The sequence below is a fragment of the Sphingomonas sp. LH128 genome (genome assembly GCF_000293195.2).
GTDB classification, from domain to species: Bacteria; Pseudomonadota; Alphaproteobacteria; order Sphingomonadales; family Sphingomonadaceae; genus Novosphingobium; species Novosphingobium resinovorum_A.
This window is the reverse complement of the sequence record NZ_ALVC01000399.1, coordinates 1-19,678: the sequence shown is the minus strand read 5'-3', so window position 1 is coordinate 19,678 and position 19,678 is coordinate 1. Positions and strand designations below refer to the sequence as shown.

At 64.4% G+C, this 19,678-nt stretch carries 20 protein-coding genes and 1 tRNA gene; 11 read left to right on the top strand and 10 right to left on the bottom strand.

The genetic code is table 11. The features are described from left to right. Together murJ and secB are read right to left on the bottom strand one after the other, a co-directional pair. The coding region (gene murJ, locus LH128_RS26515; protein ID WP_008832775.1) for a murein biosynthesis integral membrane protein MurJ at positions 1–1,046 on the bottom strand (1,046 nt) is incomplete at its 3' end. Between the two features lie 168 nt (positions 1,047–1,214). Then, positions 1,215–1,730 (bottom strand): protein-export chaperone SecB, encoded by a 516-nt coding sequence (gene secB / locus LH128_RS26510; protein WP_008832774.1) that lies wholly within the window; start codon positions 1,728–1,730, stop codon positions 1,215–1,217. Positions 1,731–2,079: 349 nt separating this feature from the next. Between secB and LH128_RS26505 the strand changes: the two genes are divergently transcribed. From LH128_RS26505 to LH128_RS26495, 3 genes are all read left to right on the top strand, one after another. Continuing rightward, positions 2,080–2,769, top strand: a complete 690-nt coding sequence (locus LH128_RS26505; RefSeq protein ID WP_008832773.1) for a Tim44/TimA family putative adaptor protein — start codon at positions 2,080–2,082, stop codon at positions 2,767–2,769. A gap of 102 nt (positions 2,770–2,871) precedes the next feature. Continuing rightward, complete coding sequence (mltA, locus tag LH128_RS26500; RefSeq protein WP_008832772.1) at positions 2,872–4,128, top strand: murein transglycosylase A; 1,257 nt, start codon at positions 2,872–2,874, stop codon at positions 4,126–4,128. Beyond that, a complete protein-coding gene (locus tag LH128_RS26495; RefSeq protein WP_008832771.1) occupies positions 4,125–4,694 on the top strand; it encodes a Smr/MutS family protein in 570 nt (189 codons plus the stop codon). Before mltA ends, LH128_RS26495 begins: the two co-directional genes overlap by 4 nt. Before the next feature lie 49 nt (positions 4,695–4,743). Here the strand turns inward: LH128_RS26495 and LH128_RS26490 are convergent. After that, a tRNA-Cys gene (locus tag LH128_RS26490) sits at positions 4,744–4,817 on the bottom strand. 181 nt (positions 4,818–4,998) lie between these two features. Between LH128_RS26490 and mobA the strand changes: the two genes are divergently transcribed. Beyond that, on the top strand, positions 4,999–5,529 hold the full coding sequence (mobA, locus tag LH128_RS26485) for a molybdenum cofactor guanylyltransferase (protein ID WP_008832770.1): 531 nt from the start codon (positions 4,999–5,001) through the stop codon (positions 5,527–5,529). Positions 5,530–5,543: 14 nt separating this feature from the next. Here mobA and LH128_RS26480 read toward each other — a convergent pair whose 3' ends face one another. Together LH128_RS26480 and LH128_RS26475 are read right to left on the bottom strand one after the other, a co-directional pair. Continuing rightward, positions 5,544–6,131, bottom strand: coding sequence for a winged helix-turn-helix domain-containing protein (locus tag LH128_RS26480; RefSeq protein WP_008832769.1), 588 nt, complete (start codon positions 6,129–6,131; stop codon positions 5,544–5,546). A 291-nt stretch (positions 6,132–6,422) separates the two neighbouring features. Then, entirely contained in the window at positions 6,423–7,622 is a 1,200-nt protein-coding gene (locus tag LH128_RS26475; protein WP_008832768.1) for an LL-diaminopimelate aminotransferase, read from the bottom strand. Between the two features lie 191 nt (positions 7,623–7,813). Between LH128_RS26475 and LH128_RS26470 the strand changes: the two genes are divergently transcribed. Continuing rightward, positions 7,814–9,673 carry a PHA/PHB synthase family protein gene (locus tag LH128_RS26470; protein WP_008832767.1) on the top strand — a complete coding sequence of 620 codons (1,860 nt, stop codon included), beginning with the start codon at positions 7,814–7,816 and terminating at the stop codon, positions 9,671–9,673. A gap of 258 nt (positions 9,674–9,931) precedes the next feature. Here LH128_RS26470 and LH128_RS34800 read toward each other — a convergent pair whose 3' ends face one another. Next, positions 9,932–10,546: a hypothetical protein gene (locus LH128_RS34800; protein WP_231957945.1), complete on the bottom strand. Its 615-nt coding sequence runs from the start codon at positions 10,544–10,546 to the stop codon at positions 9,932–9,934. On the opposite strand from LH128_RS34800, the gene LH128_RS34795 reads away from it, so the two are divergent. The 4 genes from LH128_RS34795 to lptG all read left to right on the top strand — a co-directional run bounded on the left by LH128_RS34795 (position 10,545) and on the right by lptG (position 13,980). Then, positions 10,545–10,976, top strand: coding sequence for a phasin family protein (locus LH128_RS34795; RefSeq protein WP_231957944.1), 432 nt, complete (start codon positions 10,545–10,547; stop codon positions 10,974–10,976). The two genes, LH128_RS34800 and LH128_RS34795, sit on opposite strands and share 2 nt — an antisense overlap. Before the next feature lie 181 nt (positions 10,977–11,157). Beyond that, positions 11,158–11,493, top strand: coding sequence for an ATP-dependent Clp protease adapter ClpS (gene clpS, locus LH128_RS26460; RefSeq protein ID WP_037521517.1), 336 nt, complete (start codon positions 11,158–11,160; stop codon positions 11,491–11,493). Positions 11,494–11,652: 159 nt separating this feature from the next. Continuing rightward, a complete protein-coding gene (gene lptF, locus LH128_RS26455; RefSeq protein WP_008832764.1) occupies positions 11,653–12,879 on the top strand; it encodes an LPS export ABC transporter permease LptF in 1,227 nt (408 codons plus the stop codon). 3 nt (positions 12,880–12,882) lie between these two features. Then, a complete protein-coding gene (lptG, locus tag LH128_RS26450; RefSeq protein WP_008832763.1) occupies positions 12,883–13,980 on the top strand; it encodes an LPS export ABC transporter permease LptG in 1,098 nt (365 codons plus the stop codon). A gap of 4 nt (positions 13,981–13,984) precedes the next feature. Here the strand turns inward: lptG and LH128_RS26445 are convergent, their stop codons facing one another. Continuing rightward, complete coding sequence (locus LH128_RS26445) at positions 13,985–15,079, bottom strand: fatty acid desaturase family protein (RefSeq protein WP_008832762.1); 1,095 nt, start codon at positions 15,077–15,079, stop codon at positions 13,985–13,987. A 146-nt stretch (positions 15,080–15,225) separates the two neighbouring features. On the opposite strand from LH128_RS26445, the gene LH128_RS26440 reads away from it, so the two are divergent. Beyond that, positions 15,226–16,386 carry a GNAT family N-acetyltransferase gene (locus tag LH128_RS26440; RefSeq protein WP_008832761.1) on the top strand — a complete coding sequence of 387 codons (1,161 nt, stop codon included), beginning with the start codon at positions 15,226–15,228 and terminating at the stop codon, positions 16,384–16,386. Between the two features lie 445 nt (positions 16,387–16,831). Here LH128_RS26440 and LH128_RS26435 read toward each other — a convergent pair whose 3' ends face one another. The 3 genes from LH128_RS26435 to lipB all read right to left on the bottom strand — a co-directional run bounded on the left by LH128_RS26435 (position 16,832) and on the right by lipB (position 18,676). Continuing rightward, on the bottom strand, positions 16,832–17,479 hold the full coding sequence (locus LH128_RS26435; RefSeq protein ID WP_008832760.1) for a glutathione S-transferase family protein: 648 nt from the start codon (positions 17,477–17,479) through the stop codon (positions 16,832–16,834). Between the two features lie 189 nt (positions 17,480–17,668). Further along, entirely contained in the window at positions 17,669–17,995 is a 327-nt protein-coding gene (locus LH128_RS26430; RefSeq protein WP_008832759.1) for a hypothetical protein, read from the bottom strand. Continuing rightward, positions 17,996–18,676, bottom strand: a complete 681-nt coding sequence (gene lipB, locus LH128_RS26425; protein ID WP_008832758.1) for a lipoyl(octanoyl) transferase LipB — start codon at positions 18,674–18,676, stop codon at positions 17,996–17,998. It lies immediately after the preceding gene. A gap of 71 nt (positions 18,677–18,747) precedes the next feature. On the opposite strand from lipB, the gene LH128_RS26420 reads away from it, so the two are divergent. Then, positions 18,748–19,572, top strand: coding sequence for a hypothetical protein (locus LH128_RS26420; RefSeq protein ID WP_327195275.1), 825 nt, complete (start codon positions 18,748–18,750; stop codon positions 19,570–19,572). The last annotated feature ends 106 nt before the right edge of the window (positions 19,573–19,678 follow it).

Here is a 19,678-nt window from a genome sequence, read left to right as displayed (position 1 = left end):
TCGAACTTGCCGTAGCCGAACAGGGCGGCGGCGATCGGCTCTCCGCAGACGATCAGCGCGACGGCGGCGGGCAGGGTGAGCAGCAGCGCCAGTTCGAGGCCGCGGTTCTGCGTCTCCATCGCCTCGGCTTCCTGCCCCGCGCCGAGCTGGCGCGAGATCGTCGGCAGCAGGACGGTGCCGAGCCCGATGCCGATGAGGCCGAGCGGCAGCTGGTTCAGCCGGTCCGCCATGTAGATGTAGGTCACCGAGCCGTGCGCCAGCAGATAGGCGGCGAGCGCGGTGGAGATGACGAGGTTGATCTGCACCGCTCCGGCTCCGGCGGCCGCAGGCAGGATCAGGTTGAGCAGCTGCTTCACGTCGACGTTCCACACCGGCATGCGCAGCCGCATCGACACCCCGTTGGCGCGGCAGGCGAGCACCAGCCAGAGCAGCTGGAGCGCGCCGGAAACGGAAACACCGATCGCCTGGTTGCGCGCGGTGATCAGCGGGTCGTCCGAATGGAAGCCGAGGAGCGCCACGATCAGCGTCAGGTTCAGCAGGATCGGCGCGGCGGCGTTGACCCAGAACTTGTTCAGCGAATTGAGGATGCCGCCCAGCAGCGAGACGAGGCTTATCAGCGCGAGATAGGGAATCGTCAGGCGGCTGAGCATGACCGCGAAGGCGAACTGGTCGTGCGTGACGTCGTTGAACCCGCCCGAAAGCAGCAGCGTCACCGGCCAGGCCAGCACTTCGAGCAGCACGGTCATGACGATCAGGACGGGCAGCAGCACCGACAACGCCTCTTCGGCGAAAGTGATGCCGGCCGGGAGGCCGGGGCCGTCCTTGTCCGTGACCTTCTGGTTGAACATCGGGATGAAGGCCGAGGCGAAGGCCCCTTCCGCGAAGAGAGCCCGGAACATGTTGGGCAGGCGAAACGCGATCAGGAAGGCGTCGGAAGCGAAGCCCGCGCCGACGAAGCGGGCGAACAGGCTGTCGCGGGCAAGCCCGAGCACCCGGCTGGCGAGCGTCAGTCCGCCGACGCTGGCGAGGGCTTTTGCGAGGTTCATGCCGCGCTTTCCAAAAGGCAGGCGCCGTGTCTCGCATCCTTCGACAAGCTCAGGATGAGCGGAGTGGAAAACGGGCGGGAAGTGACACCGTCTGGTTTCATCACCCCCGCCCGCTCATGCTGAGCTTGTCGAAGCACCGGCGCGACGCCCCGACCCTCAGCAACTATCTCAGGCGTTGCCGACCGGCTCGCCCATGCCGGTCTCGGCCTGCTGCTGCTGCGCCTGCAGTTGCTGCACGTAGAGGCCGTTGAAGTCGATCGGCTCGAGCATGAGCGGCGCGAAACCGGCGTCGCGCACGGCGTCCGACACGATGCGGCGGGCGTAAGGGAACAGGATGCGCGGCGCCTCGGCGAAGAGGAACGCGTGCGACTGGGCCTCTTCGAGGTTGCGCATGCCGATGAGCGCGCAGTAGCTCAGCTCGACCGCGAAGGCGACGCCCAGGCTGGTGCGCGACGAGCAGGTGATCTTCAGCTCGACTTCGTGGACTTCGCCCTCGATCGCGCGCGCGCCGATGTTGAACTGCACGTCGATCTGCGGCTGTTCCTGCCACGAGAACGCTTCGGGGGCGTTCGGATTCTCGACCGAGAGATCCTTGATGTACTGCGAAATGATGCCTGCGGCGGGGGCGGTGTCTTCGCCGTTGCCGAGGTCGAGGTCGGAAATGATGTTGCCTTCGTCGGCCATCTGATCTGTGTCCCGCAATGGAATCTGAAACGTTCAGCGGGGGCGGGTAAAACATTTTGCGGGCGCGGGGAACACCCGAGCGTCGGGAAAATTGTAGAGGTTGTGTCCCGAAGTTGCGCGCACATCGCTTCGAGGGGCTCGATCCGCCGGGAAAATGCCCCGAACGAGCCACTCACGCGTTGTTCATTTGTAATGCGTACCTATCTGGGGCTATGTTCGAGTGCTAAGCCGAAGGCACGTTCGAGTCTTCGGAACTGCGCCGGAGTGCGATGGGGCTTCAGGCCGGTCTTTGATCGGTTGCGGCCACGGTGCCACAGACGGGGCGCCACAGAAGGATGGAATTAGGGACGTGACACCGGAAATAGTGATCCTGGCCATGATCGCAGCCTTCCTTGGCTTGCGGCTGTACTCCGTGCTCGGCCGCCGCGCCGAGCATGAAGAGGAGCCCATCCAGGGACGCTTCGAAGGTCGCCAGGGCCAGAAGCCGGGCGCTCCGCGCGTTTCCGCGCCGCCGCGTCCCGATCAGCGCAGCGATGACCGCGCCCGCGCCGAACAGCCCCGCCAGCGTGCGATCCCGCTCGCGCCGCCTTCGGTCGAGCGTGGCCTTGCGGAGATTTCGCAGGCTGATCGCCGTTTCGACGCCGCCGCCTTCCTCGACGGCGCGCGCAGTGCTTATCGCATGATCCTCGAAGCCTTCTGGAAGGGCGACAAGGCCGAACTGCGCCAGCTTTGCGATGATGACGTCTATGCCGGTTTCGCCGCCGCCATCGACGCCCGTATCGAGGCCGGCGAGACGCTCGACAACCGCTTGATCCGCATCGAGGAAACCGGCTTCACCGCTGCCGGCGTGGAAAACGGCTATGCCCGCATCACCCTGCGCTTCCGTGCCGATATCGCCGCCGTCACTCGCAACGCCGAGGGTCAGGTGGTCGCCGGTTCGCTCGACGACGCGATCGAGACAATCGACGTCTGGACGTTCGGTCGCGCCGTGAACTCGCCTGATCCCGACTGGGTCCTCGAAGAGACCGACGAAGGTTGATCCGGGGTTGATCCCCCCTTCTTTGGACTGCTAGCCGACAAAGCCTGATCCGCCCCGTGCCACCCCCGGCGCGGGGCGTCTGCTTTGCGGGGAGGGTTTGTTTTGGCGCTGGAGACTATGGCACCTGCGGTGGTGTCCGGGCGGTCGATCCGGGACGCCTGGCGCGCTCTTCTGATCGGCGGTCTGCTGGCCACGCTCGCGGCTTGCGGCGGCGTAATCCCGAAGACCGGCGGCCCGCGCCCCACGCTTCCGCCGACCGGGCCGACGACCCTGCCTTCATCTCCCCAGAACGCGCTGGCTGCCGGTGTGCGCCGTGGTCCTGCGCTGTCGGCGCTGCGGATGGGCGCGGCCGATGCGGCAGGCGCTCTCGCCTCGTTCCGTGAAAGCTGCCCGAAGCTCATCGTCCGCAAGGACGGCAGTGGCCTGACCCGGCCCGAGGACTGGCGGCAGGCTTGCACCGCCGCCGTGAACTGGGGCGCGGGATCGCCCGCGCTGTTCTTCTCCAGTTTTTTCGAGGCCGCCCGCATCGGCGACGGCAGTTCCTACGCTACCGGCTACTACGAACCGGAGATCGCCGGCGGGCGCACGCCGCAGCCCGGTTATACGGTGCCGGTCTACGCCTTCCCGCCCGATCTCGTGCGTGCGAAGCCGGGGGATGCGCCGCCGCTCAGCAGCGGGCGCATGCCGCTTGGCCGCTATGCGCCGGACGGCACCTTCACCAGCTATTTCGACCGCGCACAGATCGATGCCGGGGCGCTGGCGGGCAAGGGGCTGGAGATTGCCTGGGCCGCCGATCCCGTCGAGTTCTTCTTCCTTCAGGTGCAAGGCTCCGGCCGCCTCGTCGCTCCGGACGGCACGGTGACGCGCATCGGCTATGCGGGCCAGAACGGCTTGCCCTATACCGGCATCGGCGGGGTCATGCGCGATCAGGGGCTGGTCGGCTCCGGGCCGGGTCAGTACTCCGGCTCCATGCAGGGCATCATGCAATATGTCCGCGAGCATCCGGTCGAGGGGCGCGCGCTGATGGAGCGCAATCGCTCGTGGGTTTTCTTTAAAGTGTTGAACGGTGATGGACCGCTCGGTGCCCTCAATGTGCCCGTGCGAGCGGGCAATTCTGTGGCCGTAGACCCCCGCTATGTGCCGTTGGGTGCTCCTGTGTACCTCGATATGGACCGCCGCGAGGCCAACGGCCTGTGGATCGCACAGGATACCGGCGGCGCGATCAAGGGTGCGAACCGTTTCGACACCTTCTGGGGCGCCGGGTCCCAGGCCCGCCTGACCGCAGGCGGCATGAGCGGCCGGGGCAATGCCCTGATCCTCTTGCCCAAGGGCGTCCTGACCCGCCTCGGCGCCCGATGAAACGGCCGGGGCGCAGGCTTACGGAAGAGGAGAAGGCGGTCTGGGCGCAAGTCGCCCGCACCGTCAAGCCGCTTGTCGCGCCTCGCAAGCTGGTCGAGCCCGAGGCGCCTGTGATGCCGGTCCCGGTTGCTCCGCCACCACCTGTGAAAAAGGTCAAGGGCCGGGTTCCGCCGCCGTCGCTGCCTAAAGCGGCCCCGCCCAAGCCGCGCGTCGATGTGCCGGTCAATCTCGACGGATCGTGGGAGAAGCGGATCTCCAAAGGCACGTTGCTGCCCGATTTCAGCCTCGACCTGCACGGTTCCAACCTCGATCAGGCCTACATGCGTTTGATGCACGGGCTGGTGCAGGCAAAGGCGATGGGCGCACGAGTAGTGCTCATCGTGACCGGTAAGGCGCGTCCTGTGGATGCCGCAGACCGGGGCAGCGCGCGCGGTGCGATCCGCGCGAAGATCGCCGACTGGCTTGCCGCGAGCGAGCACGCATCGGACATCGTCGCCATTCGCGGCGCCCATCGGCGTCATGGCGGGCAGGGTGCGATCTATCTCGTCCTGAAGAAGCGGCGCTAGGCAAAGCGCGGCCCCGAAGGGGAAATAAGCACCAATTTTCAGAAGGATGTGGAGGCCCGAGCCGGAATCGAACCGGCGTGCAAGGATTTGCAGTCCTCTGCGTCACCACTCCGCCATCGGGCCATCCGTGTGGAGGAATGCGCGCCTAGCAACCGATCGCTGGGAGTGCAACGGGATTCGCGCAAGTGGCCGGATTTTGTTTGTGCCTCATCGCTCTCGATACCCGTTTCGTGCGCTTCTTCCCTTGCCGAAAGCGCGGACGGAGCGCTGTAATAGCCGTTTCCTTGCATGAAGGGGTTTTGGCATGATTCTTGGAGCAGTGCTTGCAGGTGGGCTGTCGAGCCGCTTCGGCAGCGACAAGGCGCTGGCCGAAATCCAAGGGCGCACGCTGATTTCGCTGGCGGTCGATACGCTGTCGGGCTGGTGCGAACATGTTGTCGTCACCGGGCGCGAGACCGCACCCGCCCCGACGCTCCCCGACTGGCCGCGCGCTGGGATGGGGCCGCTTGGCGGGCTGGCGGCTGCCTTGCATCATGCCCTGGACGAGGGTTACGAGGCTGTGTTGAGTTGCGGCGTCGATGCAGGGCCGCTACCGGATGATTTGCCCTTGCTGTTGGGGCGAGCGCCGGCCTGCCTTGCCATGCAGCCGGTCATCGGCTTGTGGCCTGCGTCGGCCGCCCCGCAACTTGAAACCTTGCTGGAGAGCACGGAGCGTCATTCTATGCGCCGGTTCGCGGAAATGATCGGCGCGCGTCTCGTCGAGATCGATACGCCGATCGCCAATATCAATACGCCCGATGACCTCGCCCGGATCGCCGACAGCCCCTTGTCCTGATCGAGGTTCGTGTTTCAGGCGACAGCCTGTTGCGGATGGGAATATGGTCCGCCGTTCGGGACGAACGTCGTCCGCGCCTCGTCCTCGGCAGTTGATCTCAGGCAATAGCCGCCTGCCGAGGCTGTGGCGATGATGCCCGCCATGCCTACGAAGCCCAGCTTGCGGCGCAGGCGGGACATGTGAACGGCAATGCTGTTGGTTTCGGGTACAAAGCCCATCCGCCAGACGTCCTGAATCAGGTCCTGCTTGCTCACCGGCTCTCCGGGCGTGTCCGCCAAGCGCCAGATAAGTGCGAATTCGCGGGGGTTGAGGTTGAGGGACTTGCCCTGCCCATAAGCCTCGCGGGCCAGCAGATCGAGTTCCAGATCGCCGAGGCGACGGTGGCGGGGTAGCCAGCGTGTCAGTTCGGCCAACCTGCAGGCACGGGCCTCGAACTCGCTGGGATCGACAGTATCGGGCACGGCTTCGCCGAAGCCGGCTTGCAAAAGTTCAGCGCGCTCACTTGCGGATGCGGGGCCGATCACCAGCACGAAACGGCGTACGTCGTTGCGGACGGCCAGCAGCCTTTCCCATCCGGCAGGATCGAGATGACCTGCGTGCATGACCCCCATGCTGTCGCTGGAGGGCTCTCCACCAAAGTCGAGTGTCCAGCCGCAAACCCTGAGATCGAAGTCGATCGGGATTCTGTCAGACCCGAGCCATCGAAAATGATACGGCGATTCTCGCCGTGAAAGAAGGTTAGCCATCTGCCCCCCAAATAGCTCAGTATTCCAATGCGAGGGGCGAGATGGCGTAATTTTACCCTCTGTTACAACACGTATATTATTACAGGACTACGCGTGCGTTAACTTCGATATTCCGCAGAAATCCTGAATTTTTGCCGTTACAGGCGCTCAGGATGAAGGGGTATTAACCCCCATCGAGCTGAGGTAACGCTTCACGTTGCGCGCGGCTTGTCGAAGGCGTTGTTCGTTTTCCACCATGGCGATTCTGACGAAGCCTTCTCCGTCTTCACCGTAGCCGACGCCCGGAGCGACGGCGACTTCGGCGTGGGTCAGGAGCTGCTTCGAGAATTCCAGGCTGCCCATGTCCTTGAGGGCCGGTGGCAGGGGCGCCCAGGCGAACATCGAGGCCTTTGGTGCGGGAATGTCCCATCCGGCTCGGCCGAATGCCTCGACCATGACGTCGCGGCGCTTCTGGTAGAGGTCGCGGTTGCGCTGGACGATGTCCTGCGGGCCGTTCAGCGCGGCACAAGCAGCGGCCTGGATCGGCGTGAAGGCGCCGTAGTCGAGGTAGGACTTCACGCGGGTCAGCGCAGAGATCAGCTTCTGGTTGCCCACCGCAAAACCGATGCGCCAGCCTGCCATCGAGTAGGTCTTGCTCATCGAGGTGAATTCCACCGCGACGTCCTTGGCGCCCGGCACCTCGAGGATCGAGCGGGTCGGGTTGCCGTCGTAATAGAGTTCCGAATAGGCAAGGTCGGACAGAATCCAGACCTTGTTCTCCTTGGCCCAGGCGACGAGGCGCTCGTAGAACGCGAGGTCCACGGTTTCGGCTGTCGGGTTCGACGGGTAGTTGACGATCAGGATCGAGGGCCGCGGTACCGTGAAGGCCATCGCGCGGTCGAGCGAGCGCCAGTAGTTCTCGTCAGGCGTGGTCGGAACCGAGCGGATCGTGGCGCCGGCGATGATGAAGCCGAACGTATGGATCGGGTAGCTCGGGTTGGGCGCCAGCACCACGTCGCCGGGCGTCGTGATCGCGGTTGCCAGGCTGGCCAGGCCTTCCTTCGAGCCCATGGTCACCACGACCTCGCGCTCGGGGTCCAGTTCCACGTTGAAACGGTTGGCGTAGTAGTTCGCCTGGGCGCGGCGCAGGCCGGGGATGCCCTTGGACTGCGAATAGCCGTGAGCGTCGGGCTTCTGCGCCACCTCGCACAGCTTGTCGAGCACGTGCTGGGGCGGGGGCAGGTCGGGGTTGCCCATGCCGAGGTCGATGATGTCCTTACCGGCCTGGCGGGCTGCGTGCCTCATCGCGTTCACTTCGGCGATGACATAGGGCGGCAGTCGCTTGATGCGGTAGAACTCGTCTTCCATGACCTCTGGTATCCAGTAGCGTTGGCGGCAGGATCGCCGCCTGGCCCCTGTAAGGGATTCGGGCTGCCGCGCAAATGGGGACTGGCGAAAGATAATTGCAGGAAATGTCACGCTGAAGCGAGCGAAGGGGGCTCGACAGGAGTCCGCAGGGTTGCCAACCTGCGTGCGAATCCCAAGGAGAGCGATTGCCGATGGCTACCGACGCCGACCTCATCAGCGACGTCATGAAGTCCCAGGTTCAGAGCCTGACGACGTTGTTTGGCCAGATGGTCCCGGCGGAGGGCACTCCTGAAGCCGAAGCGACGGTGCAATGGGCCGAGGTGGCCGGCCGGCTGCATTCGATATGGACTGAGTTTCAGGTCGAGCAGCTGAACAAGGCATCGGCAGACAAGCCTCCGCACTACGCCGACCCCATGAAATGGATCGCCACGGTTGAGGGCGTCTTTCGCCAGCTTCCGCTCGCCAATCCCGAGATGCAGCAGAAGCTGTGGAACGAGGGGCTGGCGTTGGTGAATGCCGTGTTCGGGCAATATGGCATCGGACCGCGCGGCGAGGAAATCCGGGAACAGCCGGAGCTGCCGCGCCGCGACCATCGTTTCTCCGATCCGGAGTGGCGCCGCCAGCCGTTCTTCGCGATGCTGCACCAGCTTTATCTGCTCATGAGCGAGCAGGTCACCGGCCTCGCGGAATCGATCGAGGGGCTGGAGCCTGCGCGCAAGGCGCAATTGCTGTTCGCCACCCGGACCGTAGTGGATGCCCTGAGCCCCGCCAACTTTCCCCTGACAAACCCGGTCGCTCTCGCGAAAGCGTCGGAGACGCGCGGCGAAAGCCTGGTGCGCGGGTTCGAGAACCTGCTCGACGACATGCGTAAGGGGCAACTGACGCATACCCGGCCCGGCGCCTTCGTGCTGGGCGAGAACATCGCTGTGACCCCTGGCAAGGTGGTCTTCGAAACCCCGCTCTACCAGCTCATCCAGTACACTCCGACCACCGACAAGGTCCTGAAGACTCCCTTGGTGATCTTCCCACCATGGATAAACCGCTTCTACATCCTCGACCTTAATGCGCGGAAGAGTTTCGTGCGCTGGGCAGTCGAGCAGGGCGTGACAGTGTTCATGGTCTCCTGGAAGTCGGCCGACGCCTCGATGGCCGATCTTCTGTGGGATGATTATATCGCAGCGCAGATCGAGGCCGTGGACTTTGCGCGCAACCGTCTTGGTGTGCCTTCGGCGCACACGATCGGCTATTGCGTCGCCGGCACGACGCTGGCGGCCACGCTCGCCGTGCTGGCTCGCAAGGGCGAGGCGGACAAGATCGCCAGCGCGACCTTCTTTACCGCGCAGGTCGATTTCGAGGATGCGGGCGACCTCAAGAACTTCATCGACGACCAGCAGATCGAGACCGTCGGCCGTCTGTCTCCCGAAGGCTACCTCGACGGGCGCTATCTTGCCGCGACGTTCAATATCCTGCGCGGTAACGACCTCATCTGGAATTACGTCGAGCGTAATTACCTCAAGGGAGAGGACTACCCGGCGTTCGATCTGTTGCACTGGAACGGCGATGTCACCAACCTTCCGGCGCTCTGGCATCGCAACTACTTGCGCGACCTCTATCGTGACAACCGGCTGGCGGTGGCGGATTCGCTATCGGCCTGCGGCGTGCCGATCGACCTCCATCGCATTGCCACGCCCTGCTACATCCAGGCCGGGCGAGAGGATCATATCGCCCCGCCGACGAGCGTATGGAAGCTGACGCGCTATCTGGCCGGGAACTGGGCGTTCCTTCTTGCGGGTTCCGGTCACATCGCGGGGGTCGTCAATCCGCCCTCGACGGGCAAGTACCAATACTGGACCAACGATGGGTCACCAGAATCGCTGGCCGATTTCGTCGAGGGCGCGACCGAGCATCCCGGGTCATGGTGGCCGCATTGGGCCGAGTGGCTGCGCAATCTCGATCCGGCGGAAGTTCCGGCACGGGGCAGGCGCAAGCCTGGCGGGCGCGGTGACAAAATCGTCGAGGACGCTCCGGGGCGCTACGTCTCCGCACGCTAAACAAGGTCCATTCCGGCTGTTTAATCACGTGACCTGCGAGTGCGGGCGTGCTGACACACGGCTGTAATCTGCGACAGACACTCTGCGTGGACCTGAAAAGCAAGGCGAATTTGTGCGGTGCAGCATAAATTGTGCATCGCAGCATAGAAGTGTTGACTTCGCGTCTGCAAAAACCTATTTTGCAACGCAGCAAAGGTTGATGCGACTCGTGTTTCGCATGAATTGCCCGGGGTGACGCCCGGCTCCTACTCGAAGTTTTCAAATAAGGCTGGATGCACAGATGGCCGACAATGAAGACCCGAAGAGCAATATCGCTCCGGTAACGACACCCAAGCCCGTGGAAGCCAAGCCGGCTGCCCAGGTCAAGGCGCCGGAAGCTGCGGTGCCGGAAAAGCCGAAGGCGGAAGTTTCAAAGCCTGCAGTAGCCGCTGTCGTGCCGAAGGTGGCAAAGCCTGAGGTGCCTGCACCGGTAAAGGTGGAAGCGCCCGCGAAAGTTGAGGTCCCCAAGCCGGTTGCGGCAAAGGTGGCTTCGGCTCCCGCTAAGGTGCCGGTCGCCGAAGCGGCTCCGATCAAGGCTCCCGCTTCAAAGGCTCCGGCAGCGAAGGTTGCAGCGCCGAAGCCCAAGATTAAGACCGCCCCGGTCGCACTCGCGAAGCCGAAGCCGGTCTTACCAGTTGTTCCGGCAAAAGTCGCTACGGCCAAGCCGGCCATCAAGGTTGCCAAGGACGTGAAGGAAACGGTTGCTGCCGTTCCGGTTCCGAAGGCGGCCACTCCAACGGCGGCACCAAAGACCGCACCGAAGCCCGTTTCGGGCAAGCCCGTCTTCGCAGGACTGTTCTCCAATTTCATGCTCGAGGAAACGACAATGGACATGAGCGCTAACTTCACCGGATTCCAGGACGCCATCACCGAAGCTCAGGCCAAGGCCAAGGCTGCTTTCGAGAAGAGCACCAGCGTGCTGGGCGAAGTCAGCGACTTCGCCAAGGGCAACGTCGAGGCCGCCGTCGAATCGGGCAAGATCTACGCCGAGGGCGTGCAGGCCATGGGTTCGGAACTCGTCTCGGAGAGCCGCGCCGCGTTCGAGAAGATGTCGGGTGACATCAAGGAACTCGCTGCCGCAAAGTCGCCGACCGACTTCTTCAAGCTGCAGAGCGATCTCGTTCGCAAGAACTTCGACACGGCTGTTGCCTACAGCTCGAAGAACAGCGAAGCGATGCTCAAGCTGATGAGCGACACGTTCGCACCGATCTCGGGCCGCGTGAGCATCGCCGTCGAGAAGGCGCGCTCGGCTGCTCCGTTCTGATCTAAGGCAGGTTCGACCGGTCGGATGACGCAGTTATCCGGCCGATTGAGCCGCTGAACCGAGAATATAGGCCGGGGCATCTTGTTATCGGACGCCTCGGTACGATATTCTGGGCACCATGATTCCCCCGATCGCTGATTCTGACCTGTCGCCCTTTCCGTTCGCGCCGCTTCCGGTTGTGATGGCGGACGATGGCGACACCGATCACGGTACTGGCGACGACCATCAGGTCGGCATAGCCACCAAGACCCGTGCTAAGCCGAAGAAGCCGAGCCAGTTCAAGATACTGATGCTCAATGACGACTACACCCCGATGGAATTCGTGGTGCTGGTCCTCAAGCGCTTCTTCCATATGGACCTCGAGCAGGCCACGCGCGTCATGCTGCATGTCCATCAGAAGGGCGTAGGCGTCTGTGGCATCTTCCCATACGAGATTGCCGAGACGAAGGTAAACCAGGTGATGGATTTTGCCCGTCAGAACCAGCACCCACTACAATGCACGCTGGAAAAGGCCTGAGCGCATTCTTTCTCCAGCCGGAAACCTTGCCGCTCCAGCGACGTTCAACGGCTCACCCGACACTTTCAGGAAGATGTCGGATCGCCAGCGACAAATCGCTTTGCCCTCCTGGCGTGAGCCGTTAAGGGCGGGGGAGAACGGTTGAGTGACGACGCCTAAGTGAAGTTCATCAGCGCCCTAGACCGCTACATCCTGCGCCTCGTGCTAATGCCGATGCTGGGCATATTCCTGCTCGCCGCATCGCTGCTCGTGCTCGACAAGATGCTCCGGCTTTTCGACTTCGTCGCGACCGAAGGCGGGCCGATCGGCGTCGTCTTCAAGATGCTGGCGAACATGCTGCCCGAATACGCCAGCCTTGCGATCCCGCTTGGGCTGATGCTCGGCATCCTGCTTGCCTTCCGCAAGCTGGCGACCAGCAGCGAACTCGATGTCATGCGCGCGGTGGGGCTCAGCTATACCCGCATGCTGCGCGTGCCCTACATGATCACGATCGCGCTGGTGATCGCCAATTTCGCGATCGTCGGCTATCTTCAGCCGCTGTCCCGCTATTACTACGAAGAGCTGAATTACGAGCTCAAGTCCGGCGCGCTCGGGGCCTCGATCAAGGTTGGCGAGTTTACCGCCCTCAAAGACCGCATCGCCCTGCGCATCGACGAAAGCCGTGACGATGGGCGCAAGCTCATGGGCATCTTCGCGCGCCTTTCGAACGACAAGGGCCAGGTGCTCTCGATCTCCGCGCGGGAGGGGCGTTTTCTTGCGCTCAAGGACAATCCCGACACGATCATCTTCCGACTCGAGCAGGGCCAGATCATTCAGGACGAGCCCGGGCAGCCGTCGCGCGTCCTGACCTTCACGCGCCACGACCTGCCGATCGAGCTTCCCGCAATCGAGAAGTTCCGCCAGCGCGGCGGGCAGGAGCGTGAATACCTTCTGCCCGAACTTCTGAAGCTCGGCTGGGACAAGAATGCGCCAAGCGACGAGCGCGTATCCAGTCAGGCGAATTTCAACTACCGCATGGTCGAAGTCGTGATGATGCTGCTGTTGCCGCTGCTTGGCGTTGCGTTGGCGATCCCGCCCAAGCGCTCCACGTCGGCGCTGGGTCTGTTCGTGTCGATCGTGATGGTCGTGGCCTACCACAAGGTCAATCAGTACGCGAACGACGTCGCCTCGCTGGGCAAGATGAACCCCATCATCGGGCTGTGGGGGCCGTTCTTCGGCTTTGCGGCGATCATCGTCTGGATGTACTGGCGTGTGGCCTACATACCGGGCGGTCAGGCGATCGGCTGGCTCGAGACCGCGTCCGACAAGGTGGTCAAGCGCCTGAAGTCGCTGCTGCGTCGTAACCGGCGCGGGCCTATCCTGCCGACGCCAGCGGACCAGAGCTGATCCATGAACCTCGAATTCTTCCCGTCGCGCACCCTGACACTCTATCTTGCACGGCTGTTCCTGACGCGCATCGTCGCCGTGCTTATCATGCTGGTGCTGGTGCTGCAGGTTCTCGATCTGTTGGGCGAGAGCGGCGATATCCTAGCCTACAAGGGCAACGGGCAGATGCAGTTGCTCTATTATGTCTCTCTGCGCGTGCCGCAACTGGTGGCGCGGTTCCTCCCCTATTCGGTGCTGCTCGCCACGATCATCACGCTGGCGACCCTGAACCAGAACAGCGAGGTCATCTCGATGAAGGCGGCGGGGCTGTCGGCGCATCAGGTGCTGGCGCCGCTGATTCTGACCGCGCTGGTGATCTCCGGCTTCAGCTTCGCTTTCAACGAGCGTGTCGTCACCCGCGCGGCGCGGACGCTCGATTCCTGGCAGGCGGTGGACTACGGGCCGATCCCGAAGAACGCGAGCCCCAAGGCGAACCTCTATCTTGCCGAAGGCAGCGACCTGCTGCTGGCGCAGTCGCTCTCCGGCGAGGGCAATGCCATGATGCTGCACGGCGTCACCTACTATCGCCGCGACGCTAACGACATGATCGTCGAGATGATGCGCGCCGGCACTGCGACTTACGCGAATCCCGGCTGGAAGCTCGACAAGCCGACGAAGTTCCAGGTTTCCGATACGACGACGACAAAGCTGGTCGCGGCCACCGTTGCGCCGGGCATCACGCCGGCCAAGATCTTCATCTCCAAGGTCGATGCCGATGCGGAGGATATCTTCACGCTTACCGGCTCGATCCAGGCTGTGCGCGAGGCTGGGCAGCGGACCAGCGAGCTTGATGCCGCGTGGTGGCACAAGCTGTCGGGGCCGCTGTCCTCGGCGCTGATGCCGCTGCTCGGGGCGGTCGCGGCGTTCGGTCTTGCCCGCTCCGGCGCACTGCTGATTCGCGCGGTGACCGGCATGGCGCTGGGATTTGCCTACTTCGTGTTCGACAACGCGGCATTGGCGATGGGCAATTTCGGCGGCTATCCGCCGCTGATTGCGGCCTGGGCGCCTTTCCTGCTGTTCGCGCTCATCGGCGAGACTGTGTTGATCCGTACCGAGGAGTAAAGGGTTACCTGACCTTCATCGTGCTGCGCGCCAACCTTCCGAGCAGCGGGGCAAGGCCGGGATAGCTGGCCTTGCCGTAAGTCGAACCCTCTTCCAGATGAGCGGTCAGGCGGCGGTGCGCCTCTGCCAGCGAGTGGTAGGGCATCGAAGGCAGCAGATGGTGCAGCGCATGATAGCGCAGACCCACCGGAGCCCACATCGCCGCGACGAAGCCGGGCGGCGGCACGTTCACCGAATCGAGATACTGCGCGGTGACGGTCATCGCTTCGCCGTCGTTCTCCCAAAGGTGGGCGACAAGGGTGCGGACCTGGTTGAGCAGTGCGGTGAACGAGACGACGCACAGCGCGATCAGAAGCGGCCTCCAGCCCCAGGCAAAGCTCGCGGCGACGAGGCCGATCGCCCAGACCGAGCAGGTGAGTTCCTGCCAGAACACCATGCGGGCGAAGTCGCCCTCCGGCTTGCGGCGCTTGTACTGCGGGTTGATGGCGAGCGCCGAGACACGTTCCCACACCAGCGTACGTAGCGGCGGCACGATTGCGCCCAGCGGCACGAGCACCGCCGAGCGGATCAGCAGCGCGGGCGGCAGCAGTATCGCGGTGAGCGCGAAGACCGGCAGGCTCCACGGCTTCATCAGCGCCAGCGGCAGGTATTCCGGGTCCTCGACCGTGCCGTAGCGGGTGCGGGCGTGGTGCTGGGTATGCACGCCCTCGTACATGAACGAGGGGATCAGCATTGGCACGCCGACCAGCAGGTTCCAGCCGAAGCGGAAGCCGGGCAGGGCGTCCTTGTGGATGTGCGTCAGTTCATGGATGAACAGCAGCGCGCGGTAGAGCGCCAGCGATGCGACCACGCCCAGCAGCACCGCGACCACCGGATTGCCTGCCAGAATCGCCCCCGCCAACGCCGCATAGCCGAGCGCGGCGCTGCCCAGCATGTCCGGCCAGTAGATGCCGGGGCGGGCCGCCGCGATGTCGCGCGTCAGTTCGACGGCGGCGCGCAGCATGGCCTTGTCGTCGGGCATCTGCGAGTGCCACGTCGATCCCTGCGCGGAATTACGCGCATCGGCGGGGGGCAGGTCGATCGCATTCTGGGCATTCATCGTGCAAGATTTCCAAAGTGTTTCCGGGCATAAGGCCGCCCGGTCCGCGCTCCACCGCAATTCGCCGTGCGGTCCGACTTGACAACCTGCCGCCATCGGCAGCACGTCGCGCTCATATTCCGTTACGCCAGAACAAAGGCAGCATCGTGGCCGAACTAGTCATCACTCCGATCTCCAGCAAGGCCGACATCGCCGCTTTTGTCGATCTCGCTTATCGACTCAATGCGTCAGATCAAAACTGGGTGCCGAATCTGCGCTCGGAGGAAATCTCTAAGTTCACAGCGGGCAAGAACCCGTTCTTCGAGCATGCCCGCGTCCAGCTTTTCCTGGCGAAGCGGGACGGCCAGATCGTCGGCCGCATATCGGCGCATATCGATGAACAGGCGCTGAAACAGCCGCTTGAGCAGGGGATGGGGCCGGGCACCGGCAACTGGGGCGCGATCGAGGCGGAGGACGCCGAAGTCGCCCACGCGCTCATCGCCCAGGCCGAGCAGTGGCTGCGCGAGCAGGGTATGATCCGTGTGCTGGCGCCCATGAACCTGTCGGTCTGGGAAGAGCCCGGCATCCAGACGGTGGGCCACGATCATGCGCCGATGGTCATGATGGCGCACCACAACGCCGCTTATCAGGGCTGGATCGAGAGCCAGGGCTACACCGCCGTCAAGACGCTGAAGACCTACGAACTCGACGTCACCAAGCAGTTCCCGCCGCTGATCCAGCGCATCGTCTCGTCCGGCGAGAAGAACGCCAAGATCAACGTGCGCGGCGTAGAGCTGAAGCATTTCGACCGCGAAGCCGCGATCATCTGCGAGATCCTGAACGATGCCTGGTCGGACAACTGGGGCTTTGTGCCCTTCACCGACAAGGAAATCGAGTATACCGGAAAGGCGCTGAAGCCGCTGGTGCATCCCGAACTGATCATGATCGCCGAGTACGAGGGCGAGCCGGTGGCGTTCATGATGACGCTGCCGGACCTCAACGGTATCCAGATGAAGGTCAACAAGCGCACCGGCAAGCCGTCCATCCTCGGCTTGCTCAAGCTGCTCCTTTGGTTGCGTAAGCCCCGGCCCGCCGACATGCGCGTGCCGCTGATGGGCGTGCGCAAGAAGCTGCAGTCCTCGCGGCTCGCCAGCCAGTTGGCCTTCATGATGATCGAGTACATCCGCCGCGCCGCCGTCGCCAAATTCGGGGCCAAGCGCGGTGAGATCGGCTGGGTTCTCGAGGACAACCAGGGCATGGTCGCTATCGCCGACGCCATCGACAGCACCGTCAACCGCGAATACGTGATCTACGACAAGGCGCTCTGAGCGCCGGAGGTTTACACGGTTTACACGGTCCAGGGGGATCTGCCAGGCCGCTGCTTGCGAGGGTGAGTGGCGGATTTCCGGGGTTTTCTGGCCGAGGCGCCTGTCACAAGGTGACACCTTTCCATGGGAGAGTGTCACCTTGGGGCGCCATGTGTCACTTTGCGCGCGGAAAGTGTCACCTTGTGCGTGAAAAGTGTAACCTTGCGCGATGAACCGGCTGGACATCGTGCACGGAGAAGGCGGGGCAGGGGGCGCATCGGGCGAGAATACCGCCGTGCTGACGCTGTAGGAAAACGGTTTCGAGCTTCACCTTGAATCGTCATTGCGAGCGCAGCGAAGCAATCCAGGGCCGCGCAAACCGCACTGGATTGCTTCGCTGCGCTTGTAATGACGAAGGGAGGGGCGATCCATTGTCTATACTGCTCAGAGCTGCGGATTCGATCGCTTACCGCCCGGCCTGTTCGAACACCGCCAGTTGCGCGGCGAAAGCCCGCTGGAAGGCGGGGCGGGCCTCGCCGCGTGCGACGTAGGCGCGGATCGTTGGGAAGTCCTCCAGCAGCCCCGAGCTTGCGAGGCGGCGCAGTACAGAGATCGTCATCAGGTCGCCCGCGCTGAAGGCGCCGTCCAGCCATTCCGTATCGCCCAGCCGCGCGGCGAAGTCGCCCAGGCGGGTGCGCACACGGGCGTCGAGCATGGTCAGGCGCTCCTCGTGCCAGGGCTTGTCGCTCTCGAACAGGGCGGCCATCGAGCGTTCGACGATCGGCGGCTCCAGCGTGGAGAGCGCGGCGAACATCCATGTGACCGCGCGGGTGTGAGCTTCCGGGTTCTCCGGCAGCAGCCCGGTATGGCTCTGCGCGAGGTGCAGCACGATGGCGCCCGATTCGAACAGCACGAGGCCGCCTTCCTCATACGTCGGGATCTGGCCGAAAGGGTTGCGGGCGCGGTGTGCGGCCTCCTTCATCGCCGTGAACGAGACGAGGCGTACGGTGTAAGGCTGTGCCACTTCCTCCAGCGCCCAGCGAACCGGCATGTCCCGCGCAAGGCCGCGGCCGCGGTCGGGCGAGGTTTCGAAGACGGTGAGGGTGGGCAGCATCGCGGGTGGCTCCGGTTTGGGAGCGATGATGCGCCTGATGGGGATTGGGGCGCAAGGGGGGCATCCTCCCCGTCGCGAAGCGATGGGGAGGGGGACCGCTCGCGGAGCGAGTGGTGGAGGGGGTAGAAACCCTCCGTCAGCCCTGCGGGCTGCCACCTCCCCATTGCTTCGCAACAGGGAGGATTTTGCCTAAGGCTGCGTCGGCGTCGCGGAAGGTGCCGGAGGCGGCGGGGCTTCGATCACCGTCGCGGGCTCGTCGCCCTCGACCACATCATCCGCCACTTCCGATGGCGGAACCGCAGGGCCGCCCGCGCGCGGAAGGCCGAGCCCGGCGTTCGGGTCGACAAGCGAGGCCTGCGACTTCACCGTATCGTAAGGCAGCATGTCATCGCTGACCGAGCGCGGCAGCAATTCGCCGCCCGCCGCCGCCTTGGGCTGGTCGTCCGCCTTCTTGCTGCAGCCGCCGAGCGCCAGCGCCGTCAGGGCAACGGGCAGGATCAGGTGCGCGGACTTCATTTACGCGGTCTCCGGTGCGGAAGGCGGGCAGGGGCTTTCCAGTGAGGCGAGGAAAGCCGGGGCGCGTGCGATCAGCGCGGCGTCGAAGGCGGCGAGGTTCACGTCCTTGCCGAGTCGCTTGAGGCTGGTGACGCCGAATTCCTCGATGCCGCAAGGCACGATGCCGGTGAAATGCGAAAGGTCGGGCGCGACGTTCACCGAGAAGCCGTGCATCGTCACCCACTTGCGGATGCGAACGCCGATCGCGCCGATCTTCGCCTCGCGCCCATCGACGTCGGTGGTCCAGATGCCGATGCGACCTTCGGAGCGGAAGGTCTCGACGCCGAAATCGCGCAAGGTCTCGATAACCCAGCCTTCGAGGCCGTGGACGAAGCCGCGCGCGTCGCGGGCGCGCTTCTTGAGGTCGAGCAGCACATAGCCGATGCGCTGGCCGGGGCCGTGGTAGGTATAGCGCCCGCCGCGTCCGGCCTCGACCACCTCGAAGCGAGGGTCGAGCAGTTCGGCGACGGCGGCGCTGGTGCCGGCGGTGTAGACCGGCGGATGCTCCAACAGCCAGACCAGTTCGCGCGCCTCTCCGGCGGCGATGGCTGCGTTGCGGGCGGTCATCTCCTCCAGCGCCTCGCGGTAGGGCACCGGATCGGCGGAGATGCGCAGTTCGATATCACCGGGTAGCGAAGTCATGCCGCGTTGCGTGGCGTCATTCCATGCGGTTATCAAGTGCAAACGCGCCAACCGGCGTCTATGGCGAGATCATGGAACCCTTGATGAAGTTCGACAGCAGCCGGGCCTGGAGCCAGGCGTCCCAGGCCGTTTCCGCCAACCGCGAGGTCGTGCTGGCGCTGGCCGGGGTGTTCTTTCTCCTGCCGCAGTTGATGTTCTCGATCTTTTTCCCGCCGCCGGAGACCGGCGCGGGAATGAACGAGACGCAGATGATGACCATGCTGCGCACCTACTATCTCTCGGTCGCGCCGGTGCTGATCCCGATGGCGCTGTTCCAGGCGCTGGGCTCGCTTTCGCTCCTGTGCCTGCTCGACAGCGATCGGCGACCGACCGTGGGCGGTGCGATCCGCGACGGGCTGAAGGGCGTGGTGCCTTATCTGCTCGCGCAGATCCTCACCGGCATGGCGCTGGCGCTGATCGCGCTCGTGGTTGCGGGGCTGCTGGGCGTCGTCGGAGGCGTCGTCGGCGGGGTGATCGGGCTGGCCATCGTGCTGCTCTTCGCCATCGTCATGGGCGTGCGCCTGTCGGTGGCGGCGCCGGTGATCGCGGTGGAGAACGTGTTCAACCCGGTCGCGGCACTGGTGCGCTCGTGGAAGCTGACCAAGGGCAATACCGCGCGGCTGCTGGGCTTCTACGCGCTGCTCGCGGCGGCCATGATCGTGCTGCTGATCTTCGGCAACGTTCTGACAATACCGATCACGCTGCTCGCTCCGGCCGAAGTCGCACGCTTCGTCGCGGCGGCGGTGGAGGCGGTGCTGGCGACGGTAATGGCGGTGTATTTCGTGGCGGTGATCGCGCAGGTGCATCGCCAGCTGGCGGGGCCTTCGGCGGAAGCGCAGGCGGACCTCTTCGGGTAACGCCTTATCCTCCCTGTCGCGCAGCGATGGGGAGGTGGCAGCCCGTCAGGGCTGACGGAGGGGGCTTCTCCCCTCCACCACCGACTGCGTCGGCGGGGGCCCCCCC